Here is a 22,266-nt window from a genome sequence, read left to right as displayed (position 1 = left end):
ACATTACTATGTGACGATGCGTACCCTGCGGCGGTACTTCGCACGGCTCGAACCTGCCGCGCTGTTCCTCGCAGTCGTGTTCTTCACGTTCTCCATGACGCCGTCTCTGCTACCCCGTGTCTGGTACCTCCAGGGCGTCGCCACCGGAATCAGTGTGGCGACAGGCTACGGGCTCGGCTGCCTGCTGATCTGGATCGGACGTGCATGCGGGTTGAAACCCCGGTGGTCGGACGGGACGAAACGTACCGGATGGTGGCTACTCGGCGCGACCGCGGCCGTCGTCGTTCCGCTGTTCCTCGTTCTCGGATCGTGGTGGCAGGAAATAGTCCGGAAGCTCGTCGAGATCGACGATCCGGCGCGGGCCCTGTATCTCGGCGTTCTGCTGGTGGCAGTCGCCGTCTCGACGCTCTTGCTGGCATTCGCGCGCGGATTACGCTGGTGCGCCCGGAAACTTGTTGCGCTGTGCACCCGTTTCGTACCCATCCCGATCGCCAAGGTGATCGGTGTGGCGGCCGTGGCGCTGCTGACACTGCTCGTCCTGAACGGAGTCGTCGACAATGTCCTCATCGCCTCCATCACGAGCGCGTCCAAGATTTCCGACGAGGCCAACCACCCCGGCGTCGAACAACCCACGGCGCCGGAGAAGTCTGGTTCACCCCAATCGAACGAGGACTGGGATTCGCTCGGCAAGGAGGGACGGCGGTTCGTGTCGTCGGGACCGTCGGCGGAGGACATCGAGAAGTTCACCGGCACTGCGGCCCTGACTCCGATTCGCGCCTACGTCGGTGCTGCAGAGGCCGATTCGATAGCCGACGCCGCAGACAGAGTCGTCGCAGAACTGAAACGAACGGGGGCATTCGACCGCGCAGTGTTAGCCGTCGCGACGACGACGGGCCGCGGCTGGGTCAACGAATCCGTCGCCGGGTCGCTCGAGTACATGTACGGCGGCGATACTGCAATCGCGTCGATGCAGTACTCGTTCCTGCCGAGTCCCATTGCCTTTCTCGTCGATCGCGATTCACCGCGCGAGGCGGGGCGCGCGTTGTTCGACCGCGTCTACGATGCCGTCGCCGAACTCTCGGAAGACGCACGTCCCAGGTTGGTCGCATTCGGCGAGAGCCTCGGTTCGTACGGCGGTCAGGATGCGTTCGGCGGTGCCCGGGACATGGTCGCACGGACCGACGGCACACTTTGGGTCGGCAGCCCGAACTTCACGGAGCAGTGGTCGCAGATCACCGCAGATCGCGACCCCGGATCGCGGGAGATTCTTCCCGTCGTCGCCGACGGCCAGCACGTTCGATTCGCCGGCCGGCCTGCCGATCTGGACATCGGTACACCGTGGGCGAACCCGCGCGTCGTCTATTGGCAGCATGCGTCGGACCCCATCACCTGGTGGTCACCGAACCTCGTTCTGCATCAACCTGATTGGTTGCGAGAACCGCGCGGCTACGACGTCGACCCAGGAGTTCGATGGTTCCCGTTCGTCACGTTCTGGCAGACGACGTTCGACATGGTGTTCTCCACGGACGTCCCCCAGGGGCACGGACACAACTACGGCGAGGACGCCGTCGACCTCTGGGCCGCAATTCTGCAGCCCGAGGGATGGACGGCCGCAGACACCGAGCGGTTGCGCGGCGTCGTCGCCGGTTGACAATCGAATTTCTTGGGTATGTGCCGGACATGACCGACACCGATCACACGCATCCCGACGAGCAGGCGGACTCGGCCGATCCCAGCACGGTGGACACCGAGCAAGGCGCGGACACCGCCGAATCAGACGTTCAATCCGATCCCGCGGAAGGAACCGATTCCGGAGATTGGTCCGGCGAAGGCGGCGCGACGCCCGACGGCCCTGCTACCAAAACCGAGTAGAACTCACGCTTCCGAGAGGCGACGTTCGTACGGGCGAACCTGACGAACGTCGCACACGGGAACCACCTTCTCCACCATGGTCCGGCCCGCGAGCCAGTCGTCGATGGTGAACACCACGCGTAGGTCTCCGAGCCAGTCGATGTCGACGACGACACCTACCGAACCCGCCGGTACGCCACTGCACCACGATCGTTTGCCCAGATCGCGGACGGCGACAACGGTGTCCCCGTCGCGCCACGTGTTCTCGTGCCACGAATGCTCGACTGCTCTGTTCATCGTCCCCCGACCACTGTTCGTACGACCTCTTCCGTACCCGACCAGTGAACAACACCACAGCACGTGTTTCAAGGCGATCCAGGTCGGTTGACCTGGACATTCGATGCCGAACCGTCCTGTTTCAGCCCCCGAAACGGGGCGTGGATCCGAAGAATCCGTCCAGCGAGTTCCGGAGACCGTCAACATCGAGTCCATGTGCCCGTTCATGGTTTTTCGGCGAGCCGTATCGGCGCAGTTCCTTCCGCCCCACACCCAGGCCGAGTACTCGGTGGGGGACGTGGGACAACGCGTCGGACACGTACGGCACCGACGTCCCCGCCAGATACGGCTCCACGATCGCCACGTCGGGATGCGTCAGCGTGGACACGAGGGTTGCCGCGTCGAACGGCCGAACGGTGTCGGCGTACAGAACCGTGACGTCTCGGAGTTCGACGGCATCGAGCGTGTTGTCCGCCATCGGTCCCACCGCGACGACCGTCCCCGAGCTGCCTCGCCGGAGCACGGTGAAGCCGGGGCCGTCGGAGTAGCGTCGGCGATTGGATGTGCTGTCGAGCCGCAGATAGACGCGGTCATCCGATCGAACCGCTCGACGCAGCGCATCCTCCGCCTCGTCGGCCGTGCCGGGGACGTCGATCGTCCACCCATCCAGGGTGTCGAGCACCGCGACGTCGCGATGGCCGAAATGCGTCTGCCCACCGGACGCCATGCCGTACGAACCGCCCGCACTGACGAGTACGGCGCCGACGCCTTGATGGCCGAGATCGAGCTTCACCTGCTCGAAAGGTCGCTCGACAAGGAACGGCGGAAACGTGTGCACGATGGGCCGCATCCCGGCCAGCGCCATACCGCCCGCCAGGGAAATCGAAAGTTGTTCGCGGATACCGACATTCACCACTCGCGCCCGAACGTCGTCCGTCAGGAACGGGTCGACGTATCCGACGCCGATCTCGGCGAGCACCAGCGCGAGCCGATCGTCTTCGGCCAGCAGCTCCGGAACAAGCCGGTAGAAGCGCTCACGCTGATCGGTCGATGCGGCAATCGATGTCGTCATGGTCTACCCCTTCTTCTCCACGTGGGCGACGACGGCATGAGGCATGTCCCCGTCTCGGGCGGTGAGCGCACGGTGCAGTCGTCGATGATCTCGGCCGTCCACGTCGTCGACCACCCATCCCTCGACCGCGAACCGGCGTGCGATACCGCCGGGCCACCCGAGCCCCGCGGAGTCGTTGTCGATCACCACGGCGGTCAGATTCGTCAGACCGCGACGGCCGGCGAACTGGATGGCTTCGATGTTGCTGCCCTCGTCCAGTTCCGCATCGCCGAGCAGGACGAACACGCGCGCGTCACTCCCGCGCAGCGCCAGAGCGAGAGCGGTTCCCGCGGCCAGGCCGAGCCCGTGACCGAGCGAGCCCGACGAGATCTCGACGCCGGGCACGAGGGTGCGATCCGGGTGATATCCGAGAATCGAGTCGAAGTCGCCGAACGTGTCCAGCTGCGTCGGCGTCAGGAACCCGTGTGCGGCGAGCACCGCGTAGTACGCCATCGGCCCGTGACCCTTGGACAGAAAGAATCGGTCACGGTCCGGGTCGTCCAGATCGCTCGGGTCGACGCGGAGCACGTCCGAATAGAGAACCCAGATGACGTCGAGCGTGGATGTGGCGCTGGCATCATGCTTTTCGTCGCCGGTCATTCTGGTCATGAGCGCCGGTAACTCGTCGTAGGTCGCTGTCATGACCCCAGCCTGCGACCTCAACCTTTGTCGAGGTCAAGGCCCGACCCTCTCGAGTTGTCCATTTTGCCAATCCGGCAAAGTTACTTGCCATAAACGGAACAGTGGGTCACAGTGGGAACATGACATCGAAACCCGAGTACGACGTGATCATCATCGGCGGCGGCGCCGCAGGCCTTGCAGGAGCGGTGACGCTCGGGCGGGCGCGCAAGCGGGTGCTCGTCGTGGACGCAGGTCAGCCGCGCAACGCACCGGCCGACCACGCCCACAACTACCTCGGCCTCGAAGGCATACGGCCCCTCGACCTGCTGGCCAGAGGCCGCGACGAGGCACAGTCCTACGGCGTCGTGATCAAGGCCGGTTCGGTGCTGTCCGCATCGAAGTCCGACGAGCACACCGATCCGCACTTCACGGTCGACCTGTCCGACGGCACCGCGGTCACTGCGCGACGCCTCCTCGTCACCACCGGTCTCACCGACGTGCTGCCCGACATCGAGGGACTCGCAGAGCAATGGGGACGTAGCGTTCTGCATTGCCCGTTCTGTCACGGCTGGGAAGTTCGCGAGCAGACCGTCGGCATCATCGGCAGCGCGTTCGCGGCGCATCAGGCAATGATGTGGAGGCAGTGGGTCGACGACGTCGTGCTGTTCACGAACCAATTCGAGCCCACCGCAGAGGAATCGGCCAAACTGGCGGCCCTCGGCGTGACCGTAGTGAAGGGTGAGATCGCGCGCCTCGCACTCGACGACGACACGCTCGCCGGAGTCACATTGGCCGACGGCACCACCGTTCCGGTGCAGGCAGTCGTCACCAAGCCCGAGTTCGAGGCCAACGCGGACATTCTGGTGAGTCTCGGCCTCGAGGTCACCGAGATGACGATGGGCGACAAGCCGATGGGCGCGTCGTACGTCGCCACCGATCAGGCCGGGAACACCTCGGTCCCCGGCGTGTTCGCAGCGGGCAACGTCGCGGCGCCGATGGAGAACGTGATCGGCTCTGCCGCAGCAGGAGTCCGCGCAGCGGGCGGTATCGTCGCCAGCTTCATCGAAGAAGACGTCCGTTCGGCACTCGCTGCCACATCCCGCTAGCGGCCGGGCTCGCGCAGCTCGTTCATCAGCAGTTCCAGTGCAGGCGCTGCCGAAACGAGCTGCGCAGCAGCATCTTCGGGTAGGTGCGCGAGCGCCTCGGTAATGCGCGACGACCATGCCGCCTCGATCTTCGTGCGGTTACGCACCATCTGCTCGGTGACGTTCAGCTGCGCGACCCGCCGATCTTCGGGCGACGGCGTGCGCGCGAGGAGGCCCCTCTGCACCAGACTCTTCACTGCCGCACTGACATTCGACTGCTGCATCGCCAGCAGCTCGGCCAGCGCCGTGATCCCTATACCAGGGCTTCGGTCGACCTCCTTGAGGATTGTCAACTCCGGCGCGGGTATACGTTCGATCCCCAGGTCCTCGACGGGATCGAGCCGTTGAACAGTCCAGCTCAAATCGTGCAGCACCGAGGCGAGAGCGTCGGGCCCTGGCGTTCGCGGAGAAGTCACACGACCATAATACATATAAATTTATATGCTATTGTTCGACTATCCCAGTTACGTCGAACGGACCCTGCCTGCCCATGAGTACGACTCAGACCGCACCGAAAACCCTCACGCCTCCGAGCGGACTTCTCGTCTGCGTTCTCGCGCTGCTGACGGCCATTCCGCCGTTGGCCACCGACATGTACCTGCCCGGATTTCCCGCGATGGCCGAGGAACTGTCGACGTCGGCGAGCAGCATTCAGCTGACGCTGACGACGTTCCTGATCGGTCTCGCGCTCGGTCAACTCGTCATCGGCCCCCTGTCGGACAAACTGGGTCGACGGGTGCCGCTCATCGTCGGATCGGCAGTCTGCCTGGTCGCGGGCACGGCTTGCGCCCTCGCGCCGTCGATCGATTTTCTGATCGGCGCGCGGTTCGTGCAAGGTTTCGCCGGCGCTGCAGGCGTCGTGTTGTCACGGGCCATCATCGCCGATCGCACCGAAGGCAGTCGCTCCGCGAAGCTGTTCGGGCTCATGATGATCATCGGCGGCGTCGCGCCCGTCATCGCACCGCTCATCGGCGGCGCCGTCGTCGATTCGATCGGATGGCGCGGCGTCTTCTGGATCATCACCGGCCTGACGGCGTTGATGCTGGTCTCCGCGATTGCGTTCGTCCCCGAGTCGCTCCACCCGCATGCCCGACGCGGTGGCGGTCTCACCGACATGATCACCGGCATCGGATCCGTACTCCGCAATCCCCGTTACGTCGGGTACACGCTGACGTTCACGTTCGCGTTCAGCGTCATGTTCGCCTACATCTCGGCATCGCCGTTCGTACTGCAGAACATGCTGGGGCTCAGCGCAGGACAGTATTCGGCGGCGTTCGCCGTCAACGCTCTCGGCCTCATGATCGGCAGTGCGATCACAGCAAAACTGGCGGATCGGATGTCGTTGCATCGCATGATGACCGGAGGCATCTGCGCCATCGTCGTGACGACGGCTGCGCTGATGATCCTCGTTCTGATCGGAATCAGCCTGTGGCCGACGCTCGTACTGCTCTTCTCGACGCTCGTGAGCCTGGGCTTCGTGTTCGCGAACGCGACAAGCCTTGCGGTCGCACAGGTTCCACACCTGGCAGGCACCGGATCAGCAGTTCTCGGTGCGCTACAGTTCGGTTTGGCCGCCGTGGTGTCGCCGTTGGTGGGTCTCGGCGGTGAGCACACTGCCATTCCGATGGTGATCGCCATGCTCGCCGGTGCGATCATCGCCGCAGGTGCGTGCCTGTTCGCATCACGAATCCGCGACTCCGATCAGGCCGTCGTGTACCCTTCGACCACGTAGGACCATCCGAAGGGGTAGGTGTGAAGGACCGGCCGACGTCCCTCCGGCCAGGCCGCGGACGACGGCCCGCCGGAGAGGTACGTGCCGCCGTTCTGAAGGCCGCCGCCGATCGCTTGTTCGAAAGCGGTTTCGCAGCAATTACTTTCGACAAGGTGGCCGCGCAGGCCGGCACCAGCAAGATGACGCTCTACAAATGGTGGCCGTCGCCTGGCGCGCTGGCGTACGAGGCCTATTCGAGCGTCGTCGACGACGTCGTGTCGTTCGAGGACACCGGTGACATCTCCGCCGACCTGAAAACCCAACTGCGGTCGTTCGTTTCACTACTGACCGCGGAACGGTCAGGACATATCGTCGCGGAGTTGATCGGCGCGGCACAGAGCGACCCCGCTCTCGCCGACGAGTTCATCCGCTCGTACGCCGGTCCGCGTCGAACGCGAATGGTGGGACGCCTCCAAGCCGCCCGACGCGTGGGACAGATCGCGAACGGCATCGACCTCGACGTCGTCATCGACGAACTGTGGGGCGCTTGCTATTTGAGGTTGTTGCTTCCGACCCTGCCGTTGGACTTCGACTTCGTCGATGCACTCGTCGACAACGTGACGGCGGGCATCTCGCCGCCGCGTCGATGATCAGTCGAACTGCGACAGAAACTCGGCAACCTGCTGCTCGACGGATGGCTTGTCGAGACCGAGGTCGGTCAGCAACCCTGAGCCGTCTTCGTGCTCGAGCAGAGCCAGAAGAATGTGCTCGGTGCCGACGTAGTTGTGCCCCATACGAAGCGCTTCACGGAACGTCAACTCGAGAACCTTTTTCGCGTCGGCGTCGAACGGGATCAGAGCGGGGGATTCCGCGACCGCCTCCGGCAGCACCGCCGCGGCCGCGTCACGCACGGCCTGCTCGGTCCGGCTGTCCGTCAACAGGATTCGCGCTGCAATACCCTCCTTCTCGCTCAGAAGGCCGAGGACGATGTGCGCCGGGGAAATCTCGGCGTTCTTGGCGGAATGCGCTTCGTTCTGCGACCCCACCACGACGCCGCGAGCGCGCGGAGTGAAACGGTTGAACCCCTGGTTCGCGTCGAGGTCGGAGTCGGAACCTTTGGGCACGAAACGTTTCTGAGCGGCCTGCTTCGAGACGCCCATGCTGCGGCCGATGTCGGTCCACGACGCACCGGAGCGGCGTGCCTGATCGACGAAGTGCCCGATCAGGTGATCGGCGAGGTCGCCGAGTGCGTCCGCCGCGAGAACAGCGTCGGACAGTTGGTCGAGCGCATCGGTGTGCACCTTCTTGATGCCCTCGATGAGGTCGTCGAGACGGACGGGGACGTTGAGTTTCGTGGATTCGGTCATGCGTCAACCATAAGTTGACGATTCCGGATCGTCAACCCCCGGTTGACGATGTCATCGAAACGCTCGCGCCGCTTCGACTCCGGCCGCGACGTCCAGCTGTCGCGCGCCGAACAGGCTGCGCAGCTGGTCCGCGGACACGTCGGCGCCGGCAGCGATCGCCGCTGCTACGGCCTGGGGATCGACGTCGGCGGACATGCCCTGGTCACGCGCGATGTGCTGGAGAAACTCGGTCAGATGACGCGCCGTCGCGTCGTGCGTGACCGTCGGAAGATCAAGGGATTCGAAGCCGTCGGAGACGGTGTAGTCGGCGCGCGTCCATACCCCGCCGTCGAAGCCGTACACGAAGCCGATCCACATGCCGTTCCGCTCGATGTCGGCGAGGTAGTCCTCGATCGCGTCCCGCCACCACGCGGGAGTGTCCGCGAGAAGATCGGTTTCGGGCTCACCGAAGTACGGTGCTGCTCCGGCGTAGTAGGTGTCGCTGTACTCGTGGTCGTGGCCGACGAGGACCGCCCGTCCCTCGTCGAGTATCCGGACGTCGGCCCAGTTGCCGCCGCCGTCGTCGTAGTGCCAGGTGCGATCACGCGCACAGCAGTGGTCCGGCCGACCCTGTGCTGCCGTCAACGCGGAACAGAGCGCCCATCGTCGGCGCATCTCGTCGGGACCGGACTCGAGCGGCGCACGCTTCACGCCACGGGAAACTACCGTCAGATGGCCGGAACCGCGACCGTACCGGCCATCATGATCTTCTCCACGACGTCCATGAACTCGTCGGGTGCCTGGATATCGGTGCTGGCTGCGATGGTCGTCGTCGCCGTCATGACCGGCTGGTCACGTTGGTCGAAGATGTCGTTCTCGACGACGATCAGATCGGTACCGGCAACCTTGCGCGCCGAGACGATGGACACCTCGCAGCTCAGGCGATCACCTGCGCGCAGCGGCCGGTGGAAGGCGAACTTCTGATCGACCTGCAGGATCTGCGGCATGGCGTAGCAGCTGAGGGTCTCTTCGAACAGCCGACGCTGTGCGACGAATCCGACGAGCGCCATGAAGGTAGGCGGAGCGACGAGATCGTGGTGACCGAGTTCCGCGGCTGCGTCCACGTCGAAGTGGGCCGGATGAAAGTTCTGTACGGCGCGTGCGAACTCGGCGACCTTCGCTTTGCCGACCTCGTAGACGTCGTCGATCCGGTAGCTCTGTCCCACCATGGCACGTACCTGCCCCGGCACGTCCTCTGACACATCGCTCATGGGTGACGATTTTACCGTCCTGCTGGTCGACCGAATGCAACGCGTTCCATACGGGGCCGAAAGCTCCTCCAGCAACCACCCAGCAACCGTGGAATCGCCGTACTCGACGCCGACCCGGAGTGGAACGACTACGAGGAGGGCGCACCGGTGTTAGCGTCGGTCGATGCGTTCGAGACGAATCACCGTGGCGCTCTGCGCACTCGTCCTGTTACCGGTCACTGCCTGCAGTAACGAGGAGACCGAATCCGCGTCGTGCGCGGCTGGTGACATCACCGCAGCCCAGAGCACGTCGGCGGGCGGCAGTTCCGGCGGTGACATCTCGACGAACCCGGAGATCGCGACCGGGTACCGATCGGGGATGACACCGGTCGACACCCGCGACTACGCGGTGTCGACGGCCAATCCGATCTCGACCGAGGCCGCGTGCGAGGTCCTGCGCGACGGCGGTACCGCTGCCGACGCGCTCATCGTCGCGCAGACCGTGCTCGGGCTCGTCGAGCCGCAGTCGTCGGGCATCGGGGGCGGCGCGTTCCTGATGTACTACGACGCGAAATCTCGCGAGGTACAGGCGTACGACGGTCGGGAGGTGGCGCCCGCGAGCGCCACCGGCGACTACCTGCGCTACATCGACGACGTCGACCGCACCCCGCCGCAACCCGATGCACGATCGAGTGGCCGATCGATCGGCGTGCCCGGGGTGCTCCGGATGCTCGAGCAGGCACACACCGATCACGGGACGCAGGACTGGTCCGATTTGTTCCAGCCGGCTGTGCAGTTGGCAGACAACGGGTTCGCGATCAGCCCACGTATGGCGCAGTCGATTGCCGACTCCGCCGCGAAGCTGGCGCTCGACCCGGAATCGAAGGACTACTTCCTGCTGCCGGACGGCGCACCGAAGTCCGAGGGCACCCTGCTGAACAACCCGGCGATGTCGAAGACGTTGTCCTCCATCGCGGACGGTGGCGCCGACGCGTTCTACACCGGCGACATCGCGGACGCGATCGTCGACGCCACCGCCGACACCTCGGCAGGCCGCACACCAGGGCAGATCACGCTGGAGGACCTCGCGGGATACGAGGCCAAGACCCGTACCGCCGTCTGCACGCAGTACCGGGACCACGACATCTGCGGAATGCCCGGGCCGTCGTCCGGTGGGATCGCGGTCGCGTCGGCGATGGGGATTCTGTCCAACTTCGATCTGGCCGAGTACGCACCGACCGACATGGATGCGAACGGCGGGAAGCCCACGGCGGAGGGTGTGCACCTGATCTCCGAAGCCGAGCGACTTGCGTACGCGGACAGGGATTTCTACGTCGCCGATCCAGACTTCGTGCCACTTCCCGGGGGATCACCGGATGCGCTGCTGGACCCGGAGTACCTGAGCGAGCGGGCAGGGATCATCGATCCGCAGCGCAGCATGGGAACGGCACAGCACGGCGACTTCGGGCCCGTGGAATTCGCGTCGTCGACCGATCCCGAACACGGAACCAGCCACATCTCCGTCGTCGACCGCTACGGTAACGCCGCGTCGATGACGACGACGGTCGAGTCGGCGTTCGGTTCGTTCCACATGGTCGACGGCTTCCTGCTGAACAACCAGCTCACGGATTTCTCGGCCGAGCCGGCATCACCGGATGGGACACCGCTGGCCAACCGCGTCGAACCGGGAAAGCGTCCCCGCAGTTCGATGGCGCCGACGCTGGTGTTCGACCGGAACACCGACGGCTCACGGGGCGATCTGGCGATCGTGACGGGCTCTCCCGGCGGATCGGTCATCATTCAGTTCGTCGTCAAAACGCTTGTGGGCATGCTCGATTGGGGGATGAACCCTCAACAGGCCGTGTCGATGGTCGACTTCGGTGCCGCCAACTCGCCCGCCACGAACTACGGCGGTGAGCATCCGAACGTGCGGGGGCCGGAGGATCCCGTCGTGAAGCAACTCGACGCGATGGGCCACGACGTGTCCGTCGCCGACCAGTCCAGCGGCCTGAGCGCGCTGCAGCGCACCGATACCGGGTGGACCGGTGGTGCGGATCCGCGTCGTGAGGGTGTCGTGCTGGGTAACTAGTAGCCGCACTACTGCAACCGATATCCCATGCCCGTCTCGGTGAGCAGATGCTTCGGGTGCGACGGGTCGTCCTCCAGCTTCTGTCTGAGCTGTCCGAGATAAATTCGCAGATAATGGGTTTCGCGTTCGTGCCGCGGACCCCACACCGCTTGGAGAATTTCTCTCTGCGACACCAGTTTTCCGCGGTTGCGGGCCAGGAGTTCGAGCACACCCCATTCGGTGCGGGTCAGGTGGACGTTCTCCCCGTGCCGGGTGACCGTTTTCGCCGACAGGTCGACGGTGAACGCGTCGGTCACGACGACGGCGTTCTCGGTCGCATGCGGACCACGCCTCCCCGCCGCTCTGAGACGCGCGAGCAGCACGTCCATCCCGAACGGTTTGGTGACGAAATCGTCGGCACCGGCGTCGAGAGCGTCGACGATGTCGGCCGAGTCGGTCCGCGCCGACAACACGACGATCGGCACGTCCGTCCATCCCCGCAGGCCGCCGATGACGTCGATACCGTCGATGTCGGGTAGCCCGAGATCCAGAACGACGATCTCGGGATGGAAATCGGCCGCCGCACGCAACGCCTCGGCTCCCGACGTCGCGACGGCAAGCTCGTAGCCTCTGACCTGCAGGTTGATGCGGAGAGCGCGCACGATCTGCGGCTCGTCGTCGACGACGAGCACGCGAGTCCTCGCTGCCGTCATCGGATCACCGCCCCCAACTCGACGGTCATCGTGAGCCCGCCGCCCGCGGTGCCCGAGGCGACGACCGACCCGCCCATGGCCTCGGCGAAACCCTTGACGACGGACAGTCCGAGCCCGACTCCGACCGCGTTGTTGCGGTCGCCGAGTCGCTGGAACGCGTCGAACATGGTGCTCTCCGATCCTTCCGCGATTCCGGGGCCGCCGTCGGAGACCGTGATCGACGCACGCTCGCCCGCGCGCGTGGCGCTGATCCGGATGTCGCTGTCGGGCGCATGACGCGCGCTGTTGTCGACGAGATTGGCCAGCACCCGTTCGAGCAGCCCCACGTCTGCGAGTACTTCGACGTCGCCCACGTCGATATGTACCCGCCCGACCGGAGCCGACGATCCGACGAGCGACCGATGGACGGCATCCTCGACGTACACCGGCTGCAGGGTCGGTCGAACGACGCCGGCCTGCAAGCGCGACGAGTCCAGGAGGTTGCCGACGAGCGCGGTCAGTTGATCGGCCGATTCGTCGATGGTGGCGAGCAGTTCGGCGGTGTCCTCGGGAGAGAACTCGATGTCGGTGCTGCGCAGCGACGACGACGCGGCTTTGACCGCGGCCAGAGGCGTCCGCAGATCGTGGCTGACGGCCGACAGCAGCGCTCGCCGCAGCACGTCCGCCTCGGCCAACGCACTGGCACGGCTGGCCTCCTCGGTCAGTCTCGCCTGTCGTACCAACCCGGCCGCCTGATTGGCGACGGCCGTCAGCACGCGTCGGTCACGCGCACGGGTGCGGGCCCCCGCGAGCACCATCGTGAAATCACCGGCGGGCGCATCGATTCGCGTATCGGCGTGTTCGACGGTCGGCGCAGGCACATCCCCGACGCTACCGACCGTGTCACCGGTGGACACTTCGATCAACGACACCGACCGCTGCCCGTACGTCTCCCGGACGCGCTCGAGCAAGGCGTCGAGATCTGCACCGCGCAGCACGGAGCCGGCGAACAACGTCAACAGCTCGGCCTCGCGCGACGCGCGTCGTGCCTCCCTGGCACGTCTCGATGCGGTGTCCACCAGAACCGCGACGGCGACGGCGACTATCAGCAGCACGACCGTCACGACGAAGTTCTCGGGCTCGGCGACCGCGAAGCTGTGTCGCGGAGCGGTGAAGAAGAAGTTGAGCAGAAATCCTGCGATCAGAGCCGACAGTGCCGCGGGCGCAACCCCTCCGAGGAGAGCCACGCACAACACGACCATGAAGAACAGCGCGCTCTCACCGCTCGAGTCGAACTGCGGGTCGACGATCGCGAGTACGGCAGCGGCGACACAGGGAACGGCCACCGCAGCGACCCACGACAGCATCCGTCGCGCACGGGAATCCGCATGGACGCGCAGACGTCGTCGTCGAAACCCGGTCTCGCCGTGCGTCACCATGTGCACGTCGATGGTTCCGGAGTTCTGCACGACGGACGATCCGATGCCTTCGTCGACGATTCGAGCGAACCGAGACCGTCGCGAAGTGCCGATGACCAACTGCGTCGCGTTGACGCCCCGCGCGAATTCCAGCAGCGTCGTCGGGACGTCGTCGCCGACGACACTGTGCATGCTCGCGCCGACGGCCGTCGCCAAGGTGCGGACAGCCCCCATCTGCGGCGCGGACACCCCCGCGAGGCCGTCGCCGCGCACGACGTGCACCACCATGAGCTCGGCGCTGGACCGAGACGCGACACGACTTGCGCGACGCACCAGCGTCTCCGACTCCGGCCCACCCGTCACCGCGACGACGACTCGCTCGCGCGCTTCCCACGTGTCGGTGATGTGTTCGTCGGTCCGGTATTTCACGAGCGCCGCGTCGACCTGATCGGCGATCCACAGCAACGCCAGCTCGCGCAGCGCCGTCAGATTGCCGCGCCGGAAGTAGTTGTCCAACGCGGCGTCGATCTTCTCGGCGCTGTAGATGTTCCCGTGGGACATCCTGCTGCGCAACGCTTCCGGCGTGATGTCGACGAGCTCCACCTGCGCTGCCGCACGAACGACGTTGTCCGGGACCGTTTCTCGCTGCACGACACCGGTGATCTGCTGGACGACGTCGTTGAGCGACTCGAGGTGCTGCACGTTCAGGGTCGACACGACGTCCAGACCCGCGTCGAGCAACACTTCGACGTCCTGCCAACGCTTCGTGTTCCGTGAGCCCGGCGTGTTGGTGTGCGCGAGCTCGTCGACCAGAACGAGATCCGGCCGACGCGCCAGCACGGCATCCAGATCGAGTTCGCGTCCGACGGTGCCGCGGTAGGGAATCTCGGTCGGCGGGACGACTTCGATGCCGTCGAGCGCCGCCTCCGTCACCGCGCGCCCGTGTGTCTCGACGAGAGCCGCCACGACGTCGCATCCCCTGTCCAGGCGGCGACGAGCCTCACCCAGCATCGCGTACGTCTTGCCGACGCCAGGCGCAGCACCCAGATAAAGCCGCAGCTCCCCGCGGGATTCCTGGTCCATGCACGTCTCCTAGTCCGGGCTGCAGTGCGGCGCAGTCAGTCCGAGAGCGACGTTGAGCTGCGGAACGTTCACCACAGCCGCCCCGAGTACACCGTACTGCGGACCGTGCGTGTAGTCGTTGACGAGTGCTCGAACGTCGGTGACGCTCAGGCCGTTCACCTCGGCCACCCGTGGAATCTGCAACGCCGCGTAGGCGGGACTGATGTCGGGATCGATGCCCGATCCCGATCCCGTCACGGCGTCGACGGGCACCAGGCTCGGGTCGACGTTCTCACGCGCTGCGACAGCGGCACGGCGTTGCTGGACGAACGACGCCAGCGTTTCGCTGCTCGGACCCTGGTTGGTCGGGAGCGCGGCACTCGGGTCACCGGGCGCGAACGCGTCGTCGTCGGCGACCGATCCGGTGACGCGGGGGTGGAAGTACGGGTCGGGCTGTCCGTCCGGAACCTGTGGATCGACACCGACCAGAGAGCTTCCGACGACGCATCCTGCAGCGTCTCGAAGCGGCGACCCCTCCGCCGACTCCGTGTCCAGACGGCTGACGGCCCACACAGCGACGGGATAACCGACGCCGAGAACAGCGGTGAACACGGCGAGTACCGCGAAGCCGGCGAGCATCTGACGAAGAAAACCGTGTGCGAAGCGCATGTCAACCAATCCCGGGAACGAGTCGGACGAGAAGATCTATCAGCCAGATGCCGACGAACGGCGTGACGACGCCACCGACGCCGTAGATCAACAGGTTTCGCCGCAGCAGCGAGGCAGCCGACGACGGGCGATAGCGAACACCTTTCAGTGCCAACGGAATCAGCACGACGATCACCAGCGCATTGAAGATGACCGCCGACAGGATCGCCGACTCGGGCGTCGCGAGTCGCATGATGTTCAACCCACTCAGCTGCGGATACAGCCCACTGAACATGGCGGGCAAGATCGCGAAGTACTTGGCCAGATCGTTGGCCAGGGAGAACGTCGTCAACGCGCCGCGCGTGATCAGCAACTGCTTACCGATCTCGACGATCTCGATCAGTTTGGTCGGATCCGAATCCAGATCGACCATGTTGCCGGCTTCCTTGGCGGCGGACGTTCCCGTGTTCATCGCAACGCCGACGTCGGCCTGTGCGAGCGCAGGGGCGTCGTTGGTGCCGTCGCCCGTCATCGCGACGAGCCTGCCACCTTCCTGTTCCTTCCTGATCAACGCCAGTTTGTCCTCCGGCGTCGCCTCGGCGAGGACGTCGTCGACACCGGCCTCTGCGGCAATCGCTTTCGCGGTCAGCGGGTTGTCGCCCGTGACCATGACCGTCCGAATGCCCATCGCCCGCAGTTGCGCGAAGCGGTGTGCGATTCCCGGCTTCACGACGTCGGACAGTTCGACGACGCCCAGCACAGTCGAGGAGCCGTCGGCCGTCTCCGCTACGACGAGAGGCGTACCTCCTGCTTGCGCGATGTCGTGCACGGTGTTGCGCACGGCGTCCACCGGCGTACCGCCGTTCTCGAGTATCCATGCGGCGACGGTGTCCGCAGCGCCTTTGCGAATCCTGCTGTCACCGATATCGATACCGCTCATCCGTGTCTGCGCGGTGAAGGGAACGAACTCACCGGCGATCTCCGACGCGTCGGCTGTCGGCGCCAGATCGAATTCACTGCAACACAATTCGACGATGCTGCGCCCTTCGGGCGTGCCGTCCGCCAACGACGAGAGCCGCGCCGCGCGAGCCAGGTCGACGGCGTCGACCCCGGGCGCCGGGTGCAGAGCGGTCGCGCGTCGGTTTCCGTAGGTGATCGTGCCGGTCTTGTCCATGAGCAGTGTGTCGATGTCACCGGCAGCCTCGACCGCCCGGCCGGACATCGCCAGGACGTTCCGCTGCACGAGTCGATCCATGCCGGCAATCCCGATGGCGGACAACAGCGCTCCGATGGTGGTCGGGATCAGGCAGACGAGAAGCGCGATCAACCGCACCGGATCCTGTTCGTCACCGGCGTAGGCGCTCATCGGTCCGATGGCGACGACGGCGAGCAGGAACACGATCGTGAGAGAGGCCAGCAGGATGTTCAGCGCGATCTCGTTGGGTGTCTTCCGACGAGACGCCCCTTCGACGAGTCCGATCATCCGGTCCACGAACGTCTCACCCTGCGCAGCGGTGATGGACACGACGATCTCGTCGGACAGGACCGTCGTGCCGCCGGTGACCGCCGACCGGTCGCCGCCGGCTTCGCGGACCACGGGGGCCGATTCACCGGTGATCGCCGATTCGTCGACGCTGGCGATTCCCTCGACGACGTCGCCGTCACCCGGGATGGTCTCACCGGCGGCCACGATCACCTCGTCACCGATCGCGAGGTCGGAGCCGCGTACGGTCTCGACGCCTCCGCCCGCGGTGCGTCGTCGCGCGGTGGTGTCCTGCTTGACCTTGCGCAGGCTCGCGGCCTGCGCTTGGCCACGCCCTTCCGCTACGGATTCGGCGAGATTCGCGAACAGCACCGTGAACCACAGCCACCCCGCTATCGACCACGCGAAGACGGAGGGGTCGCCGACGGCAAGGACCGTCGTCACCACCGACCCCAGGAACACCACGAACATGACGGGGTTCCTCGCGAGGTGCCGAGGATCGAGTTTGCGGAACGCACCCGGCAGCGCGGTCCACAGTTGGTCCGTGTCGAATTTGCCGGCAGGAACGGTGGTTTCGATATCCGCGGGCTGTTCGGGACTGGTCACGACAGTCATTGCATCGCCTCCGCGATCGGGCCCAGAGCGAGGGCGGGGAAGAAGGTGAGGGCGGCGACGAGGACCGCCGAGCCGAGGAGCAACGTGCCGAACAGAGGACCGGTGGTCGGCAGCGTTCCGACGTCGGTGGCCGTACGCCTGCTCTTGACGAGGGAGCCGGCGAGCGCCAGCACGAAGACGATCGGCAGGAACCTGCCGAACAGCATCGCAAGGCCCAGGGACGTCTGGAACCAGTCGCTCGTGACCGTCAGGCCACCGAACGCGCTTCCGTTGTTGTTGGCGGCCGACGCGTAGGCGTACAGAACCTCGGTGAACCCGTGGATCGACCCTGGAGTGCCCGGGTCACCCGAGTTGCCCTGAAACCCTGTGGTGGAGTCCAGAACGACGGTGACGGCGGTGCCTACGAGCACGAGCGCGGGCATGACCAGCACCGACAGGGCCGCCATCGTGATCTCGCGTCGACCGAGTTTCTTGCCGAGGAATTCCGGGGTGCGTCCGACGAGAAGTCCACCGACGAACACCGCGACTACGGCGAGGATCAGCATCCCGTAGAGGCCGGTACCGACGCCGCCGGGCGCGATCTCTCCGAACAGCATGTTCAGCAGGACCGCCCCTCCACCGAGCGGAGACATGCTGTCGTGCGCGGCATTGACTGCGCCCGTGGAGGTTCCGGTCGTCGAGACGGCGTAGAGCACGGAGCCGGGGATACCGAACCGTACCTCTTTGCCCTCCATCATCGCGCCCGCCGCGTTCGCAGCGATCCCGCGGGTGCCGGATTCGGCGGCGAGCGTGACCGCGAGCAAGCATCCCCACAGCGTCGCCATGACGGCCAGTACCGTCAGACCCTGCTTGCGACTTCCGACCATGGTGCCGAACGTTCGCGTCAGGCAGACGGGAATCAGCAGCAGCGCGATGATCTGAACGATGTTGCTCAATGGCGTCGGATTCTCGAACGGGTGTGCCGAGTTGGCGGCGAAGATTCCGCCACCGTTGGTCCCCAGCACCTTGATGGCCTCCTGCGATGCAGCAGGTGCAAGTGCGGTGTTCGTCATCGATCCGTCCAGCCCGTGCGCGGTGAAACCCGACGAAAACGATTGCACGACACCTTGTGTCAGCAGCACCAGGGCGATGACGAAGGAGATCGGAAGCAGAATCCGCAGCGTTCCCCGGGTGAGGTCGACCCAGAAGTTGCCGATCTCGCCGCCACTTCGTACGCGCACGAATCCACGTACCAGGGCGACCGCCACCGCCATACCGACCGCCGCGGACACGAAGTTCTGCACGGCGAGGCCGAGCGGCTGCGTCAGATTCGACATCGTCGTCTCGGGTACATAGGACTGCCAGTTGGTGTTGCTGACGAACGAAACGGCGGTGTTGAACGCGACGGCCGGACTCACTCCAGGCAACCCGTCGTTCAGCGGGAGAACGCCTTGAATCCGCTGCAGCACATATAGAAACAGCACCGAGGCCGCCGAGAAGGCGAGCAGGCTGCCTGCGTAGCCGACCCAGGTCTGTTCGGTCCGTCGATCGATGCGGCAGAGGCGATAGGTCACCGCTTCGAGCCGTAGATCGCGGGTGCCGTCGAACACGCGGGCCATGTAGTCACCCAACGGCACGTAGACGAGTGCGAGCACGGCGATCACAGCAGCGATCTGCAGGCCCGCGAGAAGCGCAGGATTCATGTCGGCGTCAGAACCTCTCGGGGTCGAGCAGAGCGATCAGCAGGTAGACGACCGTGACTGCTGCGAGTGCGATCGCCACGACGCTCACGACTCCTGAATACGTGATCACTGTGTTGCTCCAAGTGCCCGTACGACGAGCGCGCACGACGCGAACGCGGCGAGTACGACGGCTAGGTAAGCGATATCGGCCATGACCCCAGCTTCGGCTCGTCGACGCGTCCGGACGACGATTCTTACGAGCTCCTTACGGACCGACCGTGCGTTCTTGACGACATTCTTACGGCACCGACCGTCCGGTTCCCGACGCGAACCTGAGAGTGGCACTGGTCATTTCGGGCAGGCTCTCAGGTTCGGGCCGTAGGGTGTGCCGGAACCACGCTCGACGCGACAGGGAGTTTCTCATCAGTCACGAACGCCGAACCCACAACCTTCGTCATCTGGCAGCGGGGACGGCCTGGATACTCTCGTTCGCCTATCTGTTGGCAGAGGTATTCACCGCCGCGGCCTGGAACACGCCGTACAGCTTCGCCCGAGATTCGATCAGCTCTCTCGGGGTCACCACGTGCGACGTCGACTCGTGTTCACCGATGCACGACGTGATGAACTCGTCGTTCATCGTGCTCGGCGCCCTTACGCTGGTCGGCGCGGTGTTTCTTCACCGACACATCAGAAGCGGCCGCGAGAAGAAGTGGATCCTCTCGCTTGCGGTCGTCATTGCCGTCAGTACCGCCGCGACTGGCCTGTTCCCCGCGAACGACGGCACGATCGTCCACTGGACCGCGGTACTTCCCGGATTCATCGCCCGGCATGTCGTACTCGTGTTGATCGCATGGCATCTGTGGCACGAACGACGACTGGTCGCAGTGTGGTCCGCTCTGTGTGCGGCGGTCGGAGTGGTGGGCGCAATCCTGATGGTCGCGCAGACGCTGCACTTCGGCCTCGGGGAGCGCCTCGCGCTGTATCCCATGCCGACATGGATGGCCGTCACGGGCACGGCGGTCCTGTTCGCCCTGGCCCGGCGGACGGTGCTCGCCCGGTTCGACTTCACGTTCGCCCGTGATCCCCGGCGGTGGATTCGGCGGGCGGCCGTCGAGAGTATGCCGACCCTGGTAAGGGAGAAGCCGGGGAAAGCCGAAGCTGGGCGTGATGTCCCAGTCGCTTCCGTATGAACCGGGATCTCTGATGTGACCACCGCGAGTGGGACATGTCGCCCACGAGAGACCGGCCGCGCAACGAGTTTCGCACAGTGGGCCCTCGACCACGTCGACGAGTTCCGCTGACGTCAGCGCTCCACGTCGCCGATGGAGGAGATGGACACGGGCCGCCCGTAGAACCAGCCCTGACCCAGAGTGGCACCGAGGTCGACGGCGCGGGCCCGGTCACGTTCAGTCTCGATGCCTTCGGCCACCATCACCGCGGATGCGTCGTCGACATGCTGTCGAACCGCACGAAGCACACGACGGGACCGAATCGTCCCCGGGTGGCGCAGAATTCGCGCGTCGAGTTTGACGATGTCGGGTTCGACGATGCGTAGTGCCTCCAGCGTGCTCCAGTTCGAGCCGACGTCGTCGAGTGCGATGGTGATTCCACGACGGCGTGCCGCTCGGACCATGGCGCGCAGACCGTCGGGGTCGACGTCGAGGCCACGTTCGGTGATCTCGAGTACGACATCGAGGTCGTCTGCGAGCGTGTCGAGGTGCGCCTCCATCCGAACCGGATCGGCTGCGCCGCACGGTTCGACGTTGAGGAACAACGTGAGGCCACGCACCGACAACGACGATCGAGCTTCTCTGACTGCCGCAGTGCGGCAAGCGATGTCGACGTCGGCCACGACGCCGCGTCGCCGGGCGAGCGCGAACACTTCGGCAGGATCGACGCCTTCGACGGTTGGCCAGCGCGCTAGCGCCTCGACGCCGACGACTCCGCCGGTGTCGAGCGTGACCACGGGCTGGAAGGACGGGATCATCGCATCGATCGCCACGAGTGCGGCGCGTGCGGACATCGACGTGACGGTCATCGCCTGGACGCCTCCGACGGAGTGTGCGCATCCAACGAGTCCGCGATCAATGCGGCATGCAGCGACCGTAGGCCGGACGACTTCATGGGGTCGATTCCGGTGATCTGCTCGATGCGCTTGAGTCGATAGTCGACGGTATTGGGGTGCACGACAAGTTGCTTGGCCGCCTTCTTGCGGTTGGCTTCGGCTCCGACGAACGCACGTAGGGTCGGCAGCAGATCCGGAACCACCCGCAGCGGGTCGAGCAGTTTCTGCAGGTGCCGTCTTCCGACGCCGGGGCGCGCGATCTGAAATTCGAGCGCGAGGTCGGAGATGCGGTGCACGCCCGGTCGATACTCGAGTCGCTGGACGAGACGGAGAAGCTCGTACGCGTTCTCGGCCGCGTCCGGAACATGATCCATCGTCGCCGTCACCGACGCCGCGTAGATCGAGATGCCACCTGCCGCGCTCATGCGCTCGACGATCGTCTCCGCACTGTTCGACGCCGTGTCGGGCACCAGGACGGTGCCACCGGTCGGACTCAGCACGGCCAGCGCGAGAGACGGGGACACACAGTCGGCAACGGCGGCGTGGATACGGCGCTGCTTCATTCCCGCGGCTATGTCCCGCTCGGCCGGGGACCCCTTCTCGTCGGGGTGCGGCGGAAAGTGCAACGCGATGACGTCGTACGACGCGGCCAATTCGATGCCGGACCGCTCGGCAAGGCGCTGCGCACGGGTGCCGCCGGTCAGCAACGCGGTGGTCATCGAATGCCCGGCGTCGTCGTGCAGCGTCGCGGCGGCCCTGTACTCGTCCAGGTAGGCCGACGTAACCGCTTCGGACACGACGTCGAGAAGCCCGAACATCAACACCGCGCCGTCGACCAGCGCGGCATGTTCGTCGGCGTCCGCAGTGTCGGCGACCAGCCGCAATCCGGCCGAGAAGCCCACGTGGAACGCGTGCAGGATCGGCGCGATCTGCATGCCGGCCCGAGCCCACCTGGCTGCGTGTTCTCGCAGCCTCGTCAGGTCGACGGTGGACGGTTGCGTTCCGCTGTCGAGGACGTCTGCAGCGAGCTCGACGCACAGCGCGGCGATTTGAGCTACCTCGTCGCGGCCGTGGTCGTCGGTCAGTTCGGTGCAGTCGGTGCCATCGATGATGGCGTCGACCATTCTCGAAGTCGCGGCGCGGGTACTGCGCAGGCTGTGCGACGCCGGGCGGCCGCCCAGGAACACGGCAAGCGCGGCACCGGTAGGTGTTGCCATCCGAGCTCCCTTCCCGACCGCCTCGA

General features: G+C 65.5%; 22 protein-coding genes. 7 read left to right on the top strand and 15 right to left on the bottom strand.

The genetic code is table 11. The features are described 5' to 3' along the window. Window positions 1-16 precede the first annotated feature (16 nt). On the top strand, window positions 17-1,651 hold the full coding sequence (locus HQ354_RS17945) for an alpha/beta-hydrolase family protein (protein ID WP_174551493.1): 1,635 nt from the start codon (window positions 17-19) through the stop codon (window positions 1,649-1,651). Between the two features lie 29 nt (window positions 1,652-1,680). Beyond that, a complete protein-coding gene (locus tag HQ354_RS17940) occupies window positions 1,681-1,872 on the top strand; it encodes a hypothetical protein (protein ID WP_068431050.1) in 192 nt (63 codons plus the stop codon). Between the two features lie 3 nt (window positions 1,873-1,875). On the opposite strand, the gene HQ354_RS17935 is transcribed toward HQ354_RS17940, so the two are convergent. From HQ354_RS17935 to HQ354_RS17925, 3 genes are all read right to left on the bottom strand, one after another. Beyond that, window positions 1,876-2,148: a hypothetical protein gene (locus HQ354_RS17935; RefSeq protein WP_068430804.1), complete on the bottom strand. Its 273-nt coding sequence runs from the start codon at window positions 2,146-2,148 to the stop codon at window positions 1,876-1,878. Between the two features lie 121 nt (window positions 2,149-2,269). Further along, window positions 2,270-3,199: a transketolase family protein gene (locus HQ354_RS17930; protein ID WP_167676618.1), complete on the bottom strand. Its 930-nt coding sequence runs from the start codon at window positions 3,197-3,199 to the stop codon at window positions 2,270-2,272. Window positions 3,200-3,202: 3 nt separating this feature from the next. Beyond that, window positions 3,203-3,880 carry a thiamine pyrophosphate-dependent enzyme gene (locus HQ354_RS17925; protein ID WP_068430799.1) on the bottom strand — a complete coding sequence of 226 codons (678 nt, stop codon included), beginning with the start codon at window positions 3,878-3,880 and terminating at the stop codon, window positions 3,203-3,205. Between the two features lie 119 nt (window positions 3,881-3,999). Here HQ354_RS17925 and HQ354_RS17920 point away from each other — a divergent pair, with 119 nt between their 5' ends. Beyond that, entirely contained in the window at window positions 4,000-4,965 is a 966-nt protein-coding gene (locus HQ354_RS17920; protein WP_167676616.1) for an NAD(P)/FAD-dependent oxidoreductase, read from the top strand. Here HQ354_RS17920 and HQ354_RS17915 read toward each other — a convergent pair. Continuing rightward, entirely contained in the window at window positions 4,962-5,420 is a 459-nt protein-coding gene (locus HQ354_RS17915; RefSeq protein WP_254303632.1) for a MarR family winged helix-turn-helix transcriptional regulator, read from the bottom strand. The two genes, HQ354_RS17920 and HQ354_RS17915, sit on opposite strands and share 4 nt — an antisense overlap. A 74-nt stretch (window positions 5,421-5,494) precedes the next feature. Between HQ354_RS17915 and HQ354_RS17910 the strand changes: the two genes are divergently transcribed. Together HQ354_RS17910 and HQ354_RS17905 are read left to right on the top strand one after the other, a co-directional pair. Beyond that, window positions 5,495-6,736: a multidrug effflux MFS transporter gene (locus HQ354_RS17910; RefSeq protein WP_068430790.1), complete on the top strand. Its 1,242-nt coding sequence runs from the start codon at window positions 5,495-5,497 to the stop codon at window positions 6,734-6,736. Between the two features lie 20 nt (window positions 6,737-6,756). Further along, complete coding sequence (locus HQ354_RS17905) at window positions 6,757-7,365, top strand: TetR/AcrR family transcriptional regulator (protein ID WP_068430787.1); 609 nt, start codon at window positions 6,757-6,759, stop codon at window positions 7,363-7,365. Here the strand turns inward: HQ354_RS17905 and HQ354_RS17900 are convergent, their stop codons facing one another. Genes HQ354_RS17900 through hadA form a run of 3 tightly spaced genes read right to left on the bottom strand, consistent with a single transcriptional unit; the run spans window position 7,366 to window position 9,332 of the window. Then, entirely contained in the window at window positions 7,366-8,082 is a 717-nt protein-coding gene (locus HQ354_RS17900) for a Clp protease N-terminal domain-containing protein (RefSeq protein WP_222634511.1), read from the bottom strand. It abuts the gene before it with no gap. 51 nt (window positions 8,083-8,133) lie between these two features. Continuing rightward, window positions 8,134-8,772, bottom strand: coding sequence for a hypothetical protein (locus tag HQ354_RS17895; protein ID WP_308115224.1), 639 nt, complete (start codon window positions 8,770-8,772; stop codon window positions 8,134-8,136). Window positions 8,773-8,789: 17 nt separating this feature from the next. Next, a complete protein-coding gene (hadA, locus tag HQ354_RS17890) occupies window positions 8,790-9,332 on the bottom strand; it encodes a (3R)-hydroxyacyl-ACP dehydratase subunit HadA (protein WP_114329992.1) in 543 nt (180 codons plus the stop codon). Window positions 9,333-9,495: 163 nt separating this feature from the next. Here hadA and ggt point away from each other — a divergent pair, with 163 nt between their 5' ends. After that, window positions 9,496-11,400, top strand: a complete 1,905-nt coding sequence (ggt, locus tag HQ354_RS17885; protein ID WP_068430778.1) for a gamma-glutamyltransferase — start codon at window positions 9,496-9,498, stop codon at window positions 11,398-11,400. 8 nt (window positions 11,401-11,408) lie between these two features. Here the strand turns inward: ggt and HQ354_RS17880 are convergent, their stop codons facing one another. The 6 genes from HQ354_RS17880 to HQ354_RS17855 are packed head-to-tail and all read right to left on the bottom strand — an operon-like array spanning window position 11,409 to window position 19,085. After that, window positions 11,409-12,092 (bottom strand): response regulator, encoded by a 684-nt coding sequence (locus HQ354_RS17880; RefSeq protein ID WP_068430775.1) that lies wholly within the window; start codon window positions 12,090-12,092, stop codon window positions 11,409-11,411. After that, window positions 12,089-14,572 carry a sensor histidine kinase KdpD gene (locus HQ354_RS17875; RefSeq protein WP_222634510.1) on the bottom strand — a complete coding sequence of 828 codons (2,484 nt, stop codon included), beginning with the start codon at window positions 14,570-14,572 and terminating at the stop codon, window positions 12,089-12,091. The genes HQ354_RS17880 and HQ354_RS17875 overlap by 4 nt, the downstream gene beginning before the upstream one ends. 9 nt (window positions 14,573-14,581) lie before the next feature. Beyond that, window positions 14,582-15,220, bottom strand: coding sequence for a potassium-transporting ATPase subunit C (locus tag HQ354_RS17870; protein ID WP_068430768.1), 639 nt, complete (start codon window positions 15,218-15,220; stop codon window positions 14,582-14,584). A 1-nt stretch (window position 15,221) separates the two neighbouring features. After that, on the bottom strand, window positions 15,222-17,297 hold the full coding sequence (kdpB, locus tag HQ354_RS17865; protein WP_068430766.1) for a potassium-transporting ATPase subunit KdpB: 2,076 nt from the start codon (window positions 17,295-17,297) through the stop codon (window positions 15,222-15,224). Next, on the bottom strand, window positions 17,294-18,979 hold the full coding sequence (gene kdpA, locus HQ354_RS17860) for a potassium-transporting ATPase subunit KdpA (RefSeq protein WP_068430763.1): 1,686 nt from the start codon (window positions 18,977-18,979) through the stop codon (window positions 17,294-17,296). The genes kdpB and kdpA overlap by 4 nt, the downstream gene beginning before the upstream one ends. 7 nt (window positions 18,980-18,986) lie before the next feature. Beyond that, window positions 18,987-19,085 (bottom strand): potassium-transporting ATPase subunit F, encoded by a 99-nt coding sequence (locus tag HQ354_RS17855; protein WP_114330101.1) that lies wholly within the window; start codon window positions 19,083-19,085, stop codon window positions 18,987-18,989. Window positions 19,086-19,455: 370 nt separating this feature from the next. Between HQ354_RS17855 and HQ354_RS17850 the strand changes: the two genes are divergently transcribed. Further along, window positions 19,456-20,148 carry a DUF998 domain-containing protein gene (locus HQ354_RS17850; protein WP_084424003.1) on the top strand — a complete coding sequence of 231 codons (693 nt, stop codon included), beginning with the start codon at window positions 19,456-19,458 and terminating at the stop codon, window positions 20,146-20,148. A 113-nt stretch (window positions 20,149-20,261) separates the two neighbouring features. On the opposite strand, the gene HQ354_RS17845 is transcribed toward HQ354_RS17850, so the two are convergent. Continuing rightward, on the bottom strand, window positions 20,262-20,996 hold the full coding sequence (locus HQ354_RS17845; RefSeq protein ID WP_068430757.1) for an EAL domain-containing protein: 735 nt from the start codon (window positions 20,994-20,996) through the stop codon (window positions 20,262-20,264). After that, window positions 20,993-22,240, bottom strand: coding sequence for a CdaR family transcriptional regulator (locus HQ354_RS17840; RefSeq protein ID WP_068430754.1), 1,248 nt, complete (start codon window positions 22,238-22,240; stop codon window positions 20,993-20,995). The genes HQ354_RS17845 and HQ354_RS17840 overlap by 4 nt, the downstream gene beginning before the upstream one ends. Window positions 22,241-22,266 lie beyond the last annotated feature (26 nt).

The organism is Rhodococcus sp. BP-261, assembly GCF_019835205.1.
In the GTDB taxonomy this organism is placed as follows: Bacteria; Actinomycetota; Actinomycetes; order Mycobacteriales; family Mycobacteriaceae; genus Rhodococcoides; species Rhodococcoides kyotonensis_B.
Note: the sequence above shows the minus strand (reverse complement) of the source record. Positions and strands in the feature narration are given on the sequence as shown.